The 15,821-nt window shown below is 69.4% G+C and carries 13 protein-coding genes and 3 pseudogenes; 8 read left to right on the top strand and 8 right to left on the bottom strand.

The features are described from left to right. Nucleotides 1–11 precede the first annotated feature (11 nt). Both ACH5A8_RS24900 and ACH5A8_RS24895 read right to left on the bottom strand, forming a co-directional pair. Nucleotides 12–344, bottom strand: a complete 333-nt coding sequence (locus ACH5A8_RS24900; protein ID WP_399005434.1) for a type II toxin-antitoxin system PemK/MazF family toxin — start codon at nucleotides 342–344, stop codon at nucleotides 12–14. Between the two features lie 144 nt (nucleotides 345–488). Further along, nucleotides 489–1,347: pseudogene (locus ACH5A8_RS24895) on the bottom strand (IS5 family transposase). Nucleotides 1,348–1,405: 58 nt separating this feature from the next. Between ACH5A8_RS24895 and ACH5A8_RS24890 the strand changes: the two are divergent. Then, nucleotides 1,406–1,576, top strand: a complete 171-nt coding sequence (locus ACH5A8_RS24890) for a hypothetical protein (RefSeq protein ID WP_399005432.1) — start codon at nucleotides 1,406–1,408, stop codon at nucleotides 1,574–1,576. Nucleotides 1,577–1,707: 131 nt separating this feature from the next. On the opposite strand, the gene ACH5A8_RS24885 is transcribed toward ACH5A8_RS24890, so the two are convergent. After that, nucleotides 1,708–2,022 (bottom strand): hypothetical protein, encoded by a 315-nt coding sequence (locus tag ACH5A8_RS24885; protein WP_399005430.1) that lies wholly within the window; start codon nucleotides 2,020–2,022, stop codon nucleotides 1,708–1,710. 210 nt (nucleotides 2,023–2,232) lie between these two features. On the opposite strand from ACH5A8_RS24885, the gene ACH5A8_RS24880 reads away from it, so the two are divergent. Then, nucleotides 2,233–2,997: a GNAT family N-acetyltransferase gene (locus tag ACH5A8_RS24880; protein WP_399005924.1), complete on the top strand. Its 765-nt coding sequence runs from the start codon at nucleotides 2,233–2,235 to the stop codon at nucleotides 2,995–2,997. A 181-nt stretch (nucleotides 2,998–3,178) separates the two neighbouring features. Here the strand turns inward: ACH5A8_RS24880 and ACH5A8_RS24875 are convergent, their stop codons facing one another. Continuing rightward, the gene (locus ACH5A8_RS24875) at nucleotides 3,179–4,348 is read right to left on the bottom strand and encodes an MFS transporter (protein ID WP_399005428.1); all 1,170 of its coding nucleotides are present in this window, start codon (nucleotides 4,346–4,348) and stop codon (nucleotides 3,179–3,181) included. A 266-nt stretch (nucleotides 4,349–4,614) separates the two neighbouring features. On the opposite strand from ACH5A8_RS24875, the gene ACH5A8_RS24870 reads away from it, so the two are divergent. From ACH5A8_RS24870 to ACH5A8_RS24855, 4 genes are all read left to right on the top strand, one after another. Further along, nucleotides 4,615–5,505 (top strand): LysR family transcriptional regulator, encoded by an 891-nt coding sequence (locus ACH5A8_RS24870; protein ID WP_399005426.1) that lies wholly within the window; start codon nucleotides 4,615–4,617, stop codon nucleotides 5,503–5,505. Between the two features lie 263 nt (nucleotides 5,506–5,768). After that, nucleotides 5,769–6,707: an SRPBCC family protein gene (locus ACH5A8_RS24865; RefSeq protein ID WP_399005424.1), complete on the top strand. Its 939-nt coding sequence runs from the start codon at nucleotides 5,769–5,771 to the stop codon at nucleotides 6,705–6,707. Continuing rightward, nucleotides 6,704–7,879: a zinc-dependent alcohol dehydrogenase gene (locus ACH5A8_RS24860; RefSeq protein WP_399005423.1), complete on the top strand. Its 1,176-nt coding sequence runs from the start codon at nucleotides 6,704–6,706 to the stop codon at nucleotides 7,877–7,879. The genes ACH5A8_RS24865 and ACH5A8_RS24860 overlap by 4 nt, the downstream gene beginning before the upstream one ends. Nucleotides 7,880–7,995: 116 nt before the next feature. Then, nucleotides 7,996–8,541 (top strand): hypothetical protein, encoded by a 546-nt coding sequence (locus ACH5A8_RS24855; protein ID WP_399005421.1) that lies wholly within the window; start codon nucleotides 7,996–7,998, stop codon nucleotides 8,539–8,541. Nucleotides 8,542–8,672: 131 nt separating this feature from the next. Here ACH5A8_RS24855 and ACH5A8_RS24850 read toward each other — a convergent pair whose 3' ends face one another. The 4 genes and pseudogenes from ACH5A8_RS24850 to ACH5A8_RS24835 form a co-directional block, all read right to left on the bottom strand. Beyond that, nucleotides 8,673–9,662 (bottom strand): cytochrome d ubiquinol oxidase subunit II, encoded by a 990-nt coding sequence (locus ACH5A8_RS24850; RefSeq protein WP_399005419.1) that lies wholly within the window; start codon nucleotides 9,660–9,662, stop codon nucleotides 8,673–8,675. Then, nucleotides 9,659–11,074 carry a cytochrome ubiquinol oxidase subunit I gene (locus tag ACH5A8_RS24845; protein ID WP_399005417.1) on the bottom strand — a complete coding sequence of 472 codons (1,416 nt, stop codon included), beginning with the start codon at nucleotides 11,072–11,074 and terminating at the stop codon, nucleotides 9,659–9,661. The genes ACH5A8_RS24850 and ACH5A8_RS24845 overlap by 4 nt, the downstream gene beginning before the upstream one ends. 244 nt (nucleotides 11,075–11,318) lie before the next feature. Then, nucleotides 11,319–12,248: pseudogene (locus ACH5A8_RS24840) on the bottom strand (PucR family transcriptional regulator); the annotation flags it as partial. Nucleotides 12,249–12,651: 403 nt separating this feature from the next. Continuing rightward, nucleotides 12,652–12,916 (bottom strand): annotated as a pseudogene (locus ACH5A8_RS24835) (ABC transporter); the annotation flags it as partial. A 275-nt stretch (nucleotides 12,917–13,191) separates the two neighbouring features. On the opposite strand from ACH5A8_RS24835, the gene ACH5A8_RS24830 reads away from it, so the two are divergent. Both ACH5A8_RS24830 and ACH5A8_RS24825 read left to right on the top strand, forming a co-directional pair. After that, the gene (locus ACH5A8_RS24830; RefSeq protein WP_399005416.1) at nucleotides 13,192–14,313 is read left to right on the top strand and encodes a hypothetical protein; all 1,122 of its coding nucleotides are present in this window, start codon (nucleotides 13,192–13,194) and stop codon (nucleotides 14,311–14,313) included. A 251-nt stretch (nucleotides 14,314–14,564) separates the two neighbouring features. Next, on the top strand, nucleotides 14,565–15,740 hold the full coding sequence (locus tag ACH5A8_RS24825; RefSeq protein ID WP_399005414.1) for a glutathione-independent formaldehyde dehydrogenase: 1,176 nt from the start codon (nucleotides 14,565–14,567) through the stop codon (nucleotides 15,738–15,740). Nucleotides 15,741–15,821 lie beyond the last annotated feature (81 nt).

Here is a 15,821-nt window from a genome sequence, read left to right as displayed (position 1 = left end):
TGGTGCGCCGCCTACTCGAGTCCACCGGCACGAAGGGCATCCTCGATCTCGCCGAGCTTCGCTGACGACAAGACTCCCACCTGCTCGGTCAGATCTTCCTGGGCCAGCGTGACCAGCCAAGTGCACGGGACAAGACCGGGACGTGGCAGCGCCACTCGAAGGACGCCCTCAAGAGGCAGCCCCTCGGGCGCCCCCACTGCCACCTCGACGGCCACACCGCTGATCTCGGTCCCCGCAGGAGCGACGACCTGCATCGCTCGGAACCCGGACGCTTCGTCTCCTGACAGGAGCACTACCGGCCGCCGCTCGTCAAAGTCCGCCAACCAGACCTCGCCGCGCTGCATGTGCCCTCCCGACGCAGGGTCGCGGGGGAACCTTGCACGCCCCGGACCGAACACCTCATTGTCAGCCGTAATCCAACCAGTCCAGCGGTCGCAGCAGCCAGCAAACCCGGTGAACCTTCGCGGTCGCAGCACTAGGGTCCGTCTTCAAACGGATCTTGCCCAGAGCAGGAACGAGGCAAGACTGACCGCTGCCTCGTAGGAGGTGGCGGTCTTGTCGTATCTGGTCGCGATCCCGCGGAAGCCTTTGAGCCGGTTGAAGCAGCGCTCGACGGTGTTGCGCCGGCGGTAGGCCTCCCGGTCGAACCCGGGTGGTCTGCCGCCGCGGCGGCCCCGGCTGAGCCGGTGGCGCTGCTGGTCGGCCTTCTCGGGGATGGTGTGTGCGATGCCGCGTTTGCGCGGGTAGGCGCGGAGGCCGGGAGAGCTGTAGGCCTTGTCGGCGATGATCTGGTCGGGTCTGCAGCGGGGTCGGCCAGGACCGGTGCGCGGAACGTGGATGCGTTCGATGAGGGGACGGGCGCAGATGCTGTCGTGGCGTTGGCCTGGCGTTAGCAGGATGGCGAGGGGGCGGCCGCGGCCGTCGCAGGCAAGGTGGATTTTGGTGGTCAGTCCGCCTCGGGATCGGCCGAGGGCGTGATCGTCCGGTTCGTCCGGCTGCTGGATCCCCCTTTTCGGCCGGTTGTGGCGGCGTGCTGGTGGGCGCGGACGATGGTGGAGTCGATCTGGACCAGCCAGTCGATGTCTCCGGCGGCGTCCGTCCGGGCCTGAATCTGCCGCAGGGCCCGGGTGAACACGCCGTCGAGGGCGTAGCGGCGGAAGCGGGTGTAGACCGTCTGCCACGACCCGTAGCGTTCGGGCAGGTCGCGCCAGGAGATCCCGGTCCGGATCTTATAGACTATCCCATTGACGACCTGTCGGTCCGACACCGCGGCCGGCCCGTCGCGGCCCGCGGTATCAGCGGAGCGAGCAACTCCCACTCCTGATCGGTGAGTTCATGACGGCGTATCACCCCACCATGATCCACCACCCGATGATCTTTGAAGGCGGACCCTAGTACGGTCGCCTTGACCCGGCCCGACGTCGTGGACCTCGTGGCGATGACACCGAGCGCCCGCCACGTGAGCCGCGCCCGCCTCGCCGAGCGGGAGCGCCTGCCCGACCGGGCCACCGTCTCCGTCCTGGCCACCGCCTACCGGCCCAGGCGGTGTTCGCCTTCCGGCCAGGACTGGTGTTGACGTGCCGTTCGCTGACCGTCCGCTGCGGTGGAGGCCGCGCCTTGAGGTTGATCCCCGGGTGTGGGCACCGGGCTTTACGGGACGAGCGACAGCGTACGTGGCGCTGGCACGTAGTTCAGACCTTCGAGCGGTTACTGGTTCTCCGGGGGCAACCCGGCGTTCTGCCGGTCGAATGCCCGTTGGCGATCGGCGTACGACCGCTCTGTGTTGGCAGGTCCCGCCGTCCGGGTGAGTTCGGTCACCTGATCTGTGCCGCAGACGTAGTTCGTGGACTCACTGCCGTACGTCGTGCTGTACAGCTTGACGGCATACAGGTTCTGGTCGGCGTTCACGCACGTGATCTCACGCACAATCCTGTCGTAGTACACGCCGTTTTCGCTTTCGCGATAGCTGACGATGCGCACGGCCCGATTCGGGTCGGGCTGGAGTTCCGCAACCGTGGCCACGCCAAACCTCCTTCATTTCGTGTGGAAAAGGGAGGAGATTCCCCTTTTCGCCGCCCTGACATGCTGGTCTTTGGTCCGCTAGGGCGTGTATCGAAAGTGCTGGTCGTCGGCATGGCGCCGCCAAAAATGACATGCGGTCTTCGCCCGGTCGTGCTGGTATCGATCCCTATGAATGATTACTTTCTCGATGAAGCCGACTTGACGGACAGGATGGAGCGGAACCTGGCGGAACATGCCTGCCATCTGCACCGGACCATGCCCGGTGCGACCGTCACGGAGACCGGTGACCTCCTGGTCGCAGACAGCGGCCTGGACGATGACACGTTCAACATCGTCGCCGCGGCCCGCTTCACCGCCGGCGACGCCGCGGCCCGCATCTCCGAGACCGTCGGTACGCTGGCCGGCACCGGCCGCGGTTTCTCCTGGTGGGTGGGACCTGCATCGACACCGACAGACCTCACCACCCGCCTGACAGCAGCCGGCCTGCCGGTGTCCGAGCGTGAGACGGCCATGTGGGCTGAGCTGGACGACACCCTGCCGATTCCCTCTGTCCTGGGTCTCGACATTCGAACGGTGACCACGCCCGAGCAGCTCGCCGACTACGCCACGGTCCTCGCCGCGAACTGGAATCCACCCGCCGAAACCGTCCGTGACTTCTTCGCCCGGGCTGCTTCCCAGGCGCTGGCCGTGACCTGCCCGGCCCGGTATCTGGTGGGCTACGTGGAGAACCGTCCGGTCTGCTCCGCCGAGGTGTTCCACCACGCGGGAGTCGCCGGCGTCTACAACATCTCCACCCTGGCCGCCCACCGCCGGCGCGGCTACGGCGGAGCCATCACGCTCGCGGCCCTTCACGCTGCGCGCGAGCACGACCATGGCATCGCGGTCCTGCAGGCATCGGCCGACGGCGAGCCTGTGTACCGCCGCCTGGGGTTCCGCGCCTGCGGCCAGTTCGTCGAACACGCCATCAACACCTGAACCTCCACGACTTCACGGACAAGGCCACTTGTTCGTGCAGGAGGCCGATGCCGCAGACATCCCCGGGCCTCCCGTCCGCCGCGAATCCGTGTCACGCGCACCCGCACCGGGTGCCGAGGTCCGCGCCTCCCAGACAACCGGTGTCGCACGCGCCCCGCAACGGTCAGGAGGGGCGGGCGGACTATGCCGGGAGCGCGCCGGGACCGGGCGCGCGGTCGCTCAACGCGACGGCTACCGACACCACGGCGCCGCAGGAGAGGACCGCCGCGAAGCCGATCATCGCGGTCTGCACGGCGAAGTGCCGCAGGGCGATGCTGAACAGGACGGAGGGCAGGCCCATTCCCAGGTACGCGACGACGAAGAACACGGCGAGGACCCCCGCGCGTGAGGCGGGCTCGGCCACTGAACCGGCACGTTCGACTCCTCCCTTGAAGAGGAGCCCGGAGCCAGCTCCTGACAGGGACACGGCGACGAGGTAGAGCCAGAGCGCCGGGTGGTAGAGGGCGACGGCGCACAGGACGAGGCCGACCGGAAAAACCACTGCCCCCACGGTCAGGAGCCGGGGCAGCGGGAGGCGTCCCAGCACCAGCTGGGCGGCCGCCGCGGAACCGAACATGAGGAAGGCCGCCAGGCCGATCACGAGGTGCGAGTCGGTGTGCAGGGTGCCGTGGAGCACGCTCGCCCCCAGAGAGGAGATCAGGCCGAGGATCGCGAAGGCGAAGGCGCCCAGCGCGCCGGCCGCGCCGAACGCCCGCCGACCGCCTGGGCGCAGGACGAACCTGCTGGGCGGTTGAGCCGCGGGCAACTCCAGGTCCACGGTCTCCGGGGTGCACAGCACGAGCGCCAGGCACACTGCCATGGCGAGCGTGAAGATCGCCTGGACCGTGATCAGGGGCGCGGGAAGCCATTCGGCGGCGGCTCCGGCGACCAGGGGCCCTGCGGCCAGGCCACCGAGGTTGGCGGCGGTGGCGACGATGCCGGGCAGCGCCGAACCCGTCCGTTGCGGACTGACCTCGTGGTGGAGGTCGTACAGGTACGTCGTCGCGGTCGAGGCCATCAGCCCCAGTCCGACACCATTCAGGACCCTGCCCGCGATCAACCCCGGCAGGTCCCGCCACACGATCAGCACGACCGAAGCGACGATGCCGACCAGCAGCGCCGGCACGATGATGCGCCGCCGGCCGAGCCGGTCCGACAGGTGTCCCAGCCCCAGGAAGGCGGCCGCCGCGCCCACGACCATCGAGGCATACGCCACCGTGACCGTGGTCGCGCCGAAGTGGTCCCGGGCCTCGTACAGCGGCCACAGCGGAGTCGGCGCGGTGCCGAAGGCCATCAGCACGGTGAAGGCCACCGCCACGAACCAGAAACCGGTCGTGTGCGTGGCACGGCGCCGGGCGGGGACGCGGGCCGACAGGTCGTTGGGAACGGGCGCGGGGATGCGGTACGCCGGGTTGTCGGGAGCGTCGGCTGTGCGACGGCTCAGCGGCGTCGGTACGGCAGGCAGGAGAACCCCTCCTCGGACGGAAGTGGATGGCGCTCTCCATCCTCCTCACCAGCCAGGATCATCGCCAACGAATGTTTTTGCTTGGCTCCAGCAATGCGAGAGATACTTACGGTGTGGAGCTACGTCAGCTGGAGCAATTCATCGCGGTCGCCGAGGAGCTGAGTTTCACGCGTGCCGCCCGTCGGCTGCACGTGGTGCAGTCGGGGGTGTCCGCGGCGATCCGCTCCCTGGAGCGCGAGCTCGGCTGCGCGCTGTTCGAGCGCACGTCGCAGCAGGTCCGGCTCACCGGGGCGGGCGCGGCGCTGCTGCCGGAAGCCCGGGCCACCCTGCACGCCGCCCAGGCGGCCCAGGACGCCGTGCGCGCCGCACAGGACACGCTGCGCGGGACGGTGAACGTGGGCGCCATGGCCTCGGTCGAGGTGGTGGACCTTCCCGCCCTCCTTGGGCAGTTGCACGCGCGGCATCCGGCGATCGACGTCCGGCTGCGGCTGGCGACGACCGGCTCGGCGGGACTGGCGCACGCGCTGCTCAGCGGGGACCTGGACGTCGCCTTCCTGTCGCTGCCCGAACGCAGGCCCGCCGGGATCGACGCGCGGGAGCTGACCACTGTGCCGCTCGTCCTGGTGGTCAGCGCCGGCCACCCGCTCGCGCGGCGGGGAAAAGTGGCACTCGCCGACCTCGCAGGGGAGCCCTTCGTGGACTTCCCGCCGGGCTACGGCAACCGAGAGGTGGTCGACCGGGCGTTCGCGACGGCGGGCGTCGTGCGCCGGGTGGCACTGGAAGTGCCCGACATCGACATGGGGGCGGCACTGGTCCGGCACGGTCTGGGCATCGCCTTCCTGCCCGCGTTCGCCGTTGCCCGCACCCCCGGTCTGCACGTCCTGGACGTTCTGGACACCAAGCTCCGCTGGAGCATGCATCTCGGCATCTCGTCGACCCGGCGGCCCACCTCGGCCCTCCGGGCGCTGCTCGACCTGGTGGACCTCCACGTCATCGCCCTGTGACGTCCGGACCGCGGCCCGGACGCCACCCGCCGGTGGTGCCCGGCCCCCTGCATCCGCCTCGCTCCGACCGCGACATCTGCCGCGGTACCCGCCGGGCATCGTGGAGTTCGGGGCCGCGACCGGACGGCTGCACCGGTTCCATGGGCAATCCGAGGATTGGGTGCGGGTCACGCGGATACTCCGGCGTTGCCCGCTATGCGCTTTTCACCTTCTCCGTCAAGTGGCACGCCTTCCGTTCACGTCACCGCACGTGAGGAGCACTCATGACGACAGACACCCGTTCCGTCTCCCGCCTACGGCATGATCCGCTCGTCCGGGGCCTGGGCTGGGCCAGTGCGCTCCTGGGCGTGCCGCAGGTCGTCGCCCCGGCGGGCTTCGCCCGGGCCCTGGGGGTCGACGACGCCTTCCGGCACCGTTCGGCCACGACCGCCGTCGGTGTACGCGAGCTGGCCGCGGCGACCGGGCTGCTGGGACGACCGCACCCCGCCTGGCTCTGGGGCCGGGTCGGCGGCGACCTCATGGACCTGACGATGCTGACCCGGGCCTTGAAGAACCACAACGGCCGGGGCCTGGGCCGCACCGTTGCCGCGACCGCCGCGGTCACCGCCCTGACGGCCACGGACGTCTACGCGGCAGTGACCCGAACCGGTAGGAGCACCTCCATGGAACTGACCGCGACGACCACCGTCACCCACCCCCCGGACAAGGTCTACGCCCTCTGGAAGGACCTGGAGCGACTGCCGGACTTCATGGCGCACCTGGACGAGGTACGCGTCACCGGCCCGCGCACCAGTCACTGGCGGGCCAGCGCACCGTTCGGCAAGGCGGTCGAATGGGACGCCGAGACGATTCAGGACGACCCCGGCCGACTGATCGCCTGGCGGTCGGTGGACGGGGCCGACATCGACAACTCCGGCGAGGTCCGCTTCGTGTCCGCCCCTGGCGGCCGGGGCACGGAGCTCCGGGTGACCCTGCGCTACGACCTGCCCGGCGGCGCGCTGGGCAAGGCGGCGATGCGCTACTTCGGCGAGGAACCGCACCAGCAGCTGGATGACGACCTGCGCCGCTTCAAGCAGATCGCGGAGACCGGCGAGGTCGTCCGCTCCGAGGGCGCACCCGGTGGGAAGCGGGCCCGCGGCGAGTTTCCGCAGCACCCGGCCCGACCGCTGACCGAGGACGAACTGAAGGAGGCCCTGGCATGAAGGCCAACTGCTGGACGGGACGCAACTCGGTCGAGGTGCAGGACGTCCCCGAACCGTCGATCCTCAACAGACGCGACGCCATCGTGAAGATCACCTCGACGGCGATCTGCGGCTCCGACCTCCACCTGCTCGACGGCTACGTCCCCACCATGGAAAAGGGCGACATCATGGGCCACGAGTTCATGGGAGAGATCGTCGAGGTCGGCCCCGGCATCAGCGACGGCAAACTGCGCGTCGGCGACCGGGTCGTCGTCCCCTTCCCCATCGCGTGCGGCGCCTGCGCGTCCTGCCGCGCGGAGCTGTACTCGTGCTGCGAGAACACCAACCCCAACGCCGGCCTCTCGGAGAAGTTCTTCGGCCATCCCACCGCCGGCATCTACGGCTACTCCCATCTCACCGGCGGCTTCGCCGGCGGCCAGGCCGAGTACGCCCGCGTGGTGCTCGCCGACGCCAACGCACTCAAGATCGAGTCGGACCTCACCGACGAGCAGGTGCTGTTCCTGTCCGACATCCTGCCGACCGGGTACATGGGCGCCGACATGTGCGGCATCCAGGAAGGTGACGTCGTCGCCGTCTGGGGCGCCGGCCCGGTCGGCCAGTTCGCCATGGACAGCGCCCAGGTCCTGGGCGCGGAGAAGGTCATCGCGATCGACAAGGAGACCTACCGGCTCGACATGGCCGCCGCCCAGGGCTACACCACCATCAACTTCGAGGACACCGACGTACGCTCGGCCCTGCTCGAGCTCACCGGCGGCCGGGGCCCGGACAAGTGCATCGACGCGGTCGGCCTGGAGGCCACCCACGGTGCGTCCCACATCCACCTCTACGACCGCGCCAAGCAGGCGGTCCGCTCAGAGACCGACCGGCCACACGCCCTGCGCCAGGCCATCATGTCCTGCCGCAGCGGCGGCGTGGTCTCGGTCATCGGCGTCTACGGCGGACTGATCGACAAGTTCCCGGCGGGTGCCTGGATGAACAGGTCCCTGACCCTGCGCACCGGGCAGTGCCACGTGCACAAGTACATGAAGCCGCTGCTGGGACTCATCGAGCAGGGCAAGATCGATCCGACCCGGATCATCACCCACCGGCTGCCCCTGGCCGAGGCACCGACCGGCTACGACCTGTTCAAGAACAAGAAGGACCACTGCGAGAAAGTCGTCCTTACGCCGTGAGGGACACGCCGACGGACTGCGGCGTCGCCCGTGGACACCGACCGTCGCCGTAAGACAGGGCGCTGTCTGTCCCTCGCTCGCGCGAGCCCATCCCTGGGAGCCGAAGGAGGCCGCAGATGAACACGCTTTCGCATCCCGCCGCGCCCCCGAGGCGCCCGACGAGACCAGGTGTCGACATGAGGCTGCTCGGCATCTATCTCAACGACCACCTCGCCGGCGCCACCGCCGGGACCGAACGCGCCACCCGCCTTGCGCGCGTCGCCCGCGGGTCCGCGCTCGGCCGCGCGATCGGGCCCGTAGCAGCCGAGATCGCCCAGGACCGGGCAGCGCTGCTGGACATCATGGGGGACCTCGGCGTTTTCGTGCGCCGCTACAAGGTGTGCGCGGGCTGGACGGGCGAGAAGCTGGGACGGCTGAAGCCCAACGGCCACCTGCTACACCCGTCGCCACTCGGCACCATGCTGGATCTGGAGGCCCTACGGCTGGGGGTCGAGGGAAAGGCGGCCGGTTGGCAGGTCCTCCGCCGCCTCAGCGCCGCCGACGGGCGCCTGGACCCTGCCCGGCTCGACACGCTGCTCGAACGAGCCCGGCGGCAGCAGGAAAGAATCGAGGAGTGGCGCGTCCGTCAAGCCGAGAAGGCACTGGCCACCACAGTCGGCTGAGCCGCTGCGCCAGGGAAGCCACGGCGCGTCCGGCGGGATCGTCAGGGGCTGTTCGGCCTTGACGGCGAGGCCCGTCACACCGCTGACCGCGCCGAGGACGACCGGCGGCAGTGCCTGGCGGCAGTTCCTTGTCAGCCGAGCTTGCGTCGCAGTTGCAGGCTGTACAGCAGAAGGAGCGAGGGCACGATCAGAACAACCGCGACGAAGGACACCGCGATCAGCACCCACAAGGTAGCGGTCGGAGCCGCCGCCTGATGGATCGTCAGGTGGGTGCCCAGGAGGTACGGGTACTGAGCCACTCCCCATCCCCCGACGACGGCGGTGATCGCGATGGCCGCCAGGGTGCGCACGACAGGGGGGCTGCCCTTGCGCAGCAGAAGTAGTGCGGCCAGGCCGCACAGGCCCGAGACGACCAGGAGCGGTGCACCCACCGTGCTCAGCCGGTGGAACAGGCGCGGGGAGTCCGCACGCAGTACGAACACGCCCACGAGCGCCGCCAGTCCCGCCACGATCCCCGCCCCGAAGGCCCGGTGCCTGAACGCGATCCCCAGGGGGGTGTCCGCTCGGCGCTGGGCCTGTCCGGTGAGGAACACGGCGGCGAGGTAGGCGCAGACGGTGACCGCGAGGACGCCGCCGAGAACGGAGGTCGGATTGAGCCAGCTGGACAGCGGGTCGCCGTGCCCGGTTGAGGGGACGCGACCGGAGGCGATCCCGCCCGCGACGGTGCCGAAGAAGAAAGGGGTCAGCACCGACGAACAGGCGAAGGCGACACCACTGACCAGCTCTCCCCGTCCTTGAGCCAGCGCGTGCCGGAAGGCAAAGCCTGAGCCCCTGGCCACGATCCCCAGCGCCGCCAGGCCCAGGGGGATGTACAGAGTGGTGGTCATGGCGGTGAACGCCTGGGGGAAGGCTGTCCAGATCGTGACGAAGCAGAAGATCAGCCATGTGTGGTTGGCCTCCCACACCGGGCTGACGGAAACGTTGATCAGCTCCCGTACGGGACGTCCCCGCGCGACGCCGCCGGCTGTCAGATCCCAGAAGCCGGCCCCGTAGTCGGCGCCGCCGAAGAGGGCGTAGGCGATGACCCCGATGAACAGGACCACGGCGATGAGATCGCTCATGTGTCGTCTCCTCCGAAGCGGTGCCCGTTCGTCGCCGGCGCCGCCTGGGGGCCGTACGGGACCACGGCGGCCTCCGCGCCCTCCTTGGACCAGCGGCGGCGCAGGGTGCGCAGGACGTACAAGGCGCCGACGGCGACGCACGCGTAGATCACCAGAACCGTGGCGAACAGGGGCCACAGGTTCCCCTGCGTGGCGACGGCGTTCTCCGTCAGCAGCAGTCCCACGACCGTCCAGGGCTGGCGGCCGACCTCGGTCACCACCCAGCCGCTCTCCAGGGAGACGAGCGCGACCAGCCCGGAGACCGCGGAGCTTCGCAGGAACCAGCGGTTGGTCGGCACCCCGCGCCGCCGCCACCACAGCCAGGCGAACCAGAGTGCCAGCAGGAGCAGCAGCGACGCGGTGGCCACCATGGCGTCGAAGGCGAGATGCACGATGCTGACGACCGAGTCCGTGGGGCGTGCCGCTGCGGGGATCGCGTCGAAGCCCTTGATCGTGGTGGACGGGGTGAAACCGGCGAGGATCGAGGCCACGTCGGGAAGCTGGATGCCGTAGCGCACCTTGCCGTCGACAAAGATGCCCCCGAGGGTCTCCGCGACGTGATCACCAGTGGTCGGTAGGAGTTCGATGGCGGAGAACTTCGCCGGCTCCCTGTCGTACACCTGGCGGGCGATCGTGTCCCCGACGAGGAACTGCAGCGGCATGGCGATCGCGGCGATCGTGAACGGCACGGCGAACCCCAGCCGGTGGTAGTGGTCCCGGCGCCCCTTGAGCAGGCCCCACGCGTACACGCCCGCGACCATGAACCCCGCGACGATGTACGCCGCGAGGAGCATGTGCACCATCTCCCACCAGAACGCGCCGTTGAAGAATACCTGGGAGGGGATCACGCCCACCACACGCCCGTTCCGCACCGCGATCCCGGCGGGCTGGTTCATCCAGCTGTTGGCCGCGATGACGGAGGCCGTTCCGCCGACGCCCGCCAGGGTGACCACGACACCGGTGAAGAAGTGCGGCCACGGGGGCAGCCTGTTCCAGCCGTAGATGTAGATGGCCACGAAGATCGCTTCGAGGAAGAAGAAGAGACCCTCGACGGCGAACGGAAACCCGAAGGCCGGCCCGTACTTTCCCATGAGCCCGGGCCAGAGCAACCCCAGCTCGAACGTCAGCACGGTGCCGGACACGGCCCCCACCGCGAACAGCACGGCGGCCACCTTGGACCATCGCTGCGCCAGGACCAGCGCCTGCTGATCGCCGCGGCGCAGTGCCCGGTAGTGGCAGACCAACATCATGAAGGTGAATGCGAGGCCGAAGGGCACCAGGATGATGTGGAAGCCGAGGGTGAACGCCATCTGTTCGCGCGCGGGGAGGAGTTGTGGCGGGTCGGCGGCTGTGAGCAGGGCAGACAGCACCATGGATTCTCTTTCTGGCTCGGGGGCGGCGACGAGGTCGCCGCGGGCGGCCTCCCACTCGGCCGCGGCAGGCCGCTAGGCGCTTCGACCGGCCTGAAGAAGAATCCTCGCGAGCGGTCAGGTCGATCGACGACGGGGGACGATGACGGGGGGATTCCGAGCATGCTTTTCCTGCCGCGCTCGATGGTAAACGCGCATTCCGGCACGCCCGCCTCTGACACCACCCCACAGGGGTTCCAGCGAGGCGTCAGCCGGGCCCGCCCAGCATGATCTTCCACACTCGGGTCGCCACCTGGAGGTTCAGCCGATCCTCGACGTTCGCGAGGTCATGGCCGCTGATGTCGCGGATGCGCTGGAGCCGATAGCGCAGCGTGCTGCGGTGGATCGTGAGGTAGTCGGCGGTCTCGTCGTAGTTGCCGCCGCGGTCGAAGTACCGGGACAGGGTCTCCACCATGGTCGCGTGGTGCCGGGAGTCGTAGTCGATGAGCTGCCCGAGCCACTCCTGGACGAACGCCTCCAGTTCCCGGTGACCGCTGCCGGGTCCCAGAATGCGGTAGAGACCGAGCTCGTCGAAGAACGACGTGCCGTAGCGCTCGCGGGAGTGGCGGCGCACGTCCAGGGCGCGCTGCGCCTCCTCGTAGTGATGCGGGATGTCGTCCACGGAGTCACAAGGGGTGCTCACCCCGATCGTCCCGGACCGCGTTCCGGTCTCCCTGGCGAGCGCCTCGTACAACGCGCGGGCGTGCAGCCTGTCGCCAGTGATGAGGACGACGTGGTCGGAGCGGCGGGTCAGCAGCGAGCGCATGCCCACGGGCGAGGCCGCCCGACCCACGCTCCGTGCGAAGGAATCGTCCGCAGCGCGGTTCGACCACTGCACCACAACGATGTAGTGGCTGCGGTGCAGGTCGTGTCCGACCGCCTCGGACCGGGCGTAGGCGCTCGGCTCGTCCGTCCCTGCCAGGAGGTCGTCGGCCAGCTCGCGGTGCAGCCTCAGCTCCACTTCGGCCAGATTGCGCAGGTGCGTCAGCTCCAGGGCGAGCGACGTGGCGGCGTGTCCAAGCGCGAACACGGTGTGCTCGTCGGCCTCGTCCCGGGTATCGACCAGCGCCAGCACGCCCAGGATCTCGCCGTGCGGGCGGACGAGGGTGATGAGCCGGTCCCTTCTCCGCCTGTTTCCCGTACTCGTAGGGCGACCGAACCTGTGCATTCCTGACTCACCGGACAGCAGAAATACGCGGACATCGAGAACGCCGCCGCGCACCTGCACGGACTGTAGACGGCAGGCGGGCCGATCAGCTCGAGAATGCGCCCGGCGGTCCCGGGCTCGTGGAGCAGGGCGGCGAGCACCGCGGTCACGTCATCACGCGGCACTTGGCTGCGGTCAGTGTGCTCGTCGAGCGTGACGCGATCTGGAGCGCGCCTCGGTCGACGAGGTGGCCGGCCACCTCGGCGGCGCCGACGCGGCACCAGGTCATCGGCTTGGTCCGGGTTGCGGATCAACCCCGTGACGTTCTCGCTGCGCGCCGAGAGCAGCCGGGTCCGCCGGCGCGCGATCTTTCCGTGGCCACCCGCGATCCCCGTCAGGAGCGCGCGAGCAGGGCCGCGAGACAGGGCGCGGTCGTGCTGCGGCGGGCCTTCGCCACCTTGGCCCGGCGCGCCCGCCGTGACCACCCGCCCACCCGCGTCGCCGCCGCCCGGACCGAGGTCGATGACCCAGTCGGCGGTGGCGATCGTGTCCAGGTCGTGCTCGACGAGGACGACCGTGTTGCCGGCACCGACGAGCCGGTGCGGCTGTCGCAGCAGCAGCGCGATGTCCGAGGGATGGAGCCGCGCCGTCGGCTCGTCCCGGTGAAGGCGACCATCGCGTCCTGCGGAACGTCGACATCGATACTGCGCAGGTTGTTCTCACTGGCGCCCCGGACATGTACGAAGGGGTCGGTCGCGTTCTCGTTCACCGTTCCTGATCACCTGATCACGCCGCGAACCGCGCGACAGGCGCCGTCACCGCGCCCCGCCGCCTGCACCTGCCGGCAGGGGCCAGCGTGTCACGCCGCATCGGCGTCGCGTCGGGGGCATCCTGTGGGCACTCGCGAGCGCGGGGCAGCCGACGAGGGGGAGTCATGCGGGTGCCGTCTCAGGACGTTACGGTCGTGGCTCTCCTGGCGGATCCCGATGCGCCGACGGAGATCGCGCAGCGCATGGCCCGGATGCTTCCCGGTCGGCTCGCCGACAGGTCAGGCCAGGGACGACGGTTCGACGTCGAGGTGGTCAGTGAGCCCTTCACCGCGGGGACCGAGGACCTGTCCACCCTGACGCGCCGGGTCATGGAACGCGGACGTGAGGGGAACTGGGACATCGTCGTGGCCCTCACCGACCTTCCGCTGCACTCACATGGGCGCAAGGTCGTGGTGGATCTGAGTCACGAGCACGGCCTGGCGCTGCTGTCTCTTCCCACGCTGGGGGGCTTCCGGCTGCAGACCAGGGCCCGGCAGGCCGTGGAAGAAGCCGTGCTCAGCCTGGCGGGCCCGAAGACCATTGGGCCCGAGGGGTCTGCGGGAAGTCAGCCGCTGCGGGGGCCCTTCGTCAGTCGTCTCGCGCCCATCCGTCCGGGCCAGGTCGGCGAGGAGGAGATCGCCGATCTGCGGTACGTCATCAGTGGGCCGCGCGGTTACCTGAGGGTGCTCCTCGGTATGGTCCGCGCCAACCGGCCGTGGCGGTTGGTGCCGGGTCTGTCCAAGGCATTGGCGGCCGCGCTCGCCACGGGAGCGGTCGCCACCGTGAACTCCACCATCTGGAACCTGGCCACGTACTTGAGCACGCCACGCCTGGTGATCGCCATGGTCGGGTCTGTCGCGCTCATGATCGGCTGGCTGATCGTGGACGCGAACCTGTGGCATCGAACGGATGAGGTCTCGCCGGAGGCGAGGAAGAGGGCTGCTCTCTACAACACCTCGACGGTCGTGACCGTGGGTATCGGGGTGCTCGTCTGCTACGCGGGTCTGGTGGTCATCAACCTGGTGTGGGCACTGTTCATCCTCAATGAACGGCTGTTCGCCTCCACGACACGAACCCCGCTGCACGCCGCGGAGTACTGGACGCTGTCCTGGTTCGTCGCTTCGGTCGCCACGGTGGGCGGGGCGCTGGGATCGGGCCTGGAGAGCGACGAGGCGATCCGGGCAGCCGCCTACTCCAAGCGCGAACAGGAGCGTCGCACCATGCTGCGGGACGACCGCGGTGACTAGCGGGCTGATCGGTCGGGGCGTGGTTGTTTCGCCTCGGGGCCGTCGGGGGACCCGCACAGCACGCCGCCGGAGCGCCGAAGCTCCGCCGAGCAGGACGCCGGCGGAAGCGCCATCCTCTTGATCCGGGTGAACGGCCCGCTGAAGCGTGCCGAAGCCCCGGGCCGGTCATCGCACTTCCGAGAGTCAGGCTCGTTGCGCCGTCTCATCGATCGCCGTGCCGCGGTCATGCCGTGGCACCGGGAGAAGTCATTATGAAAGCAGCGGTATATGAAGGCCCGCGAACGGTCACGGTGAAGGACGTACCGGACGCGAAGATCGAACACCCCTGCGACATCATCGTCAAGATCACCACCACCAACATCTGCGGTTCGGACCTGCACATGTACGAGGGCCGCACCTCGTTCGAGTCCGGCCGCACTCTGGGACACGAGAACCTGGGCCAGGTGGTGGAGGTCGGCTCGGCCGTCCGCAAGGTCCAGGTCGGCGAGTACGTGGTCCTGCCCTTCAACATCGCCTGCGGCTTCTGCAAGCAGTGCGAGCAGGGCCTGACCAACTACTGCCTGACCATGCAGCCGGAACCCGCCCTTGCCGGTGCCGCCTACGGATTCGCCGACATGGGCCCCTACCAGGGCGGCCAGGCGGAACTGCTGCGCGTGCCCTACGGCGACTTCAACGCGCTGCGTCTGGGCGAGGACGCCGCCGAGCGGCAGACCGACTACGTGATGCTCGCCGACATCTTCCCGACCGGCTATCACGCCACCGAGATGGCCAACGTCAAGCCGGGCGACCAGACCATCGTCTTCGGGGCCGGTCCCGTCGGGCTGATGGCTACCTACTCGGCCCTCCTCAAGGGCGCCGGCCGCGTCTGGACAGCCGACCACCAGCCCGACCGGCTGCGCAAGGCGGAGGAGATCGGGGCCATCCCGATCAACACCGCCGAGCAGAACCCGGCGGAGGTCGTCAAGGAGGCCACCCTTGGTCTGGGCGCCGACAACGGCTGCGAGTGCGTCGGCTACCAGGCGCACGACCCCCAGGGACACGAGGACGCCAGCCTCACGCTCAACGGACTGATCGACTCGGTCAGGTTCACGGGCGACATCGGTGTGGTGGGCGTTTTCCTGCCCCAGGACCCAGGCGGCGCTGAGGCCCAGGGCGAGCTGGAGGCTCAGGGCAAGGTCCCGATCGACTTCGGCATGATGTGGTTCAAGGGCCAGCACATGGGGACCGGGCAGGCACCGGTGAAGAGGTACAACCGGGCGCTGCGGGATCTGATCGCCGGCGGGAAGGCGAAGCCGAGCTTCGTCGTCTCCCACGAACTCAGCCTGGACGAGGCCCCCACCGCCTACGAGCACTTCGACTCCCGTGACGACGGCTGGACCAAGGTCGTCCTGCACCCCAACGGCCACGGCAACGGCCACAAGCGGTAGCCGACTCAGGGCCGTTCGTGCCCTCCGTTTCCCCTGGCCCGGTCCGGGCGACGGGTGGCGATCCGCCCGTCCGCCGGGCGG

The sequence above is a fragment of the Streptomyces sp. NPDC018610 genome, from assembly GCF_044391765.1.
GTDB lineage: Bacteria > Actinomycetota > Actinomycetes > Streptomycetales > Streptomycetaceae > Streptomyces.
The sequence above is the reverse complement of the archived record's forward strand: the minus strand, read 5'-3'. Positions and strand labels throughout refer to the sequence as shown.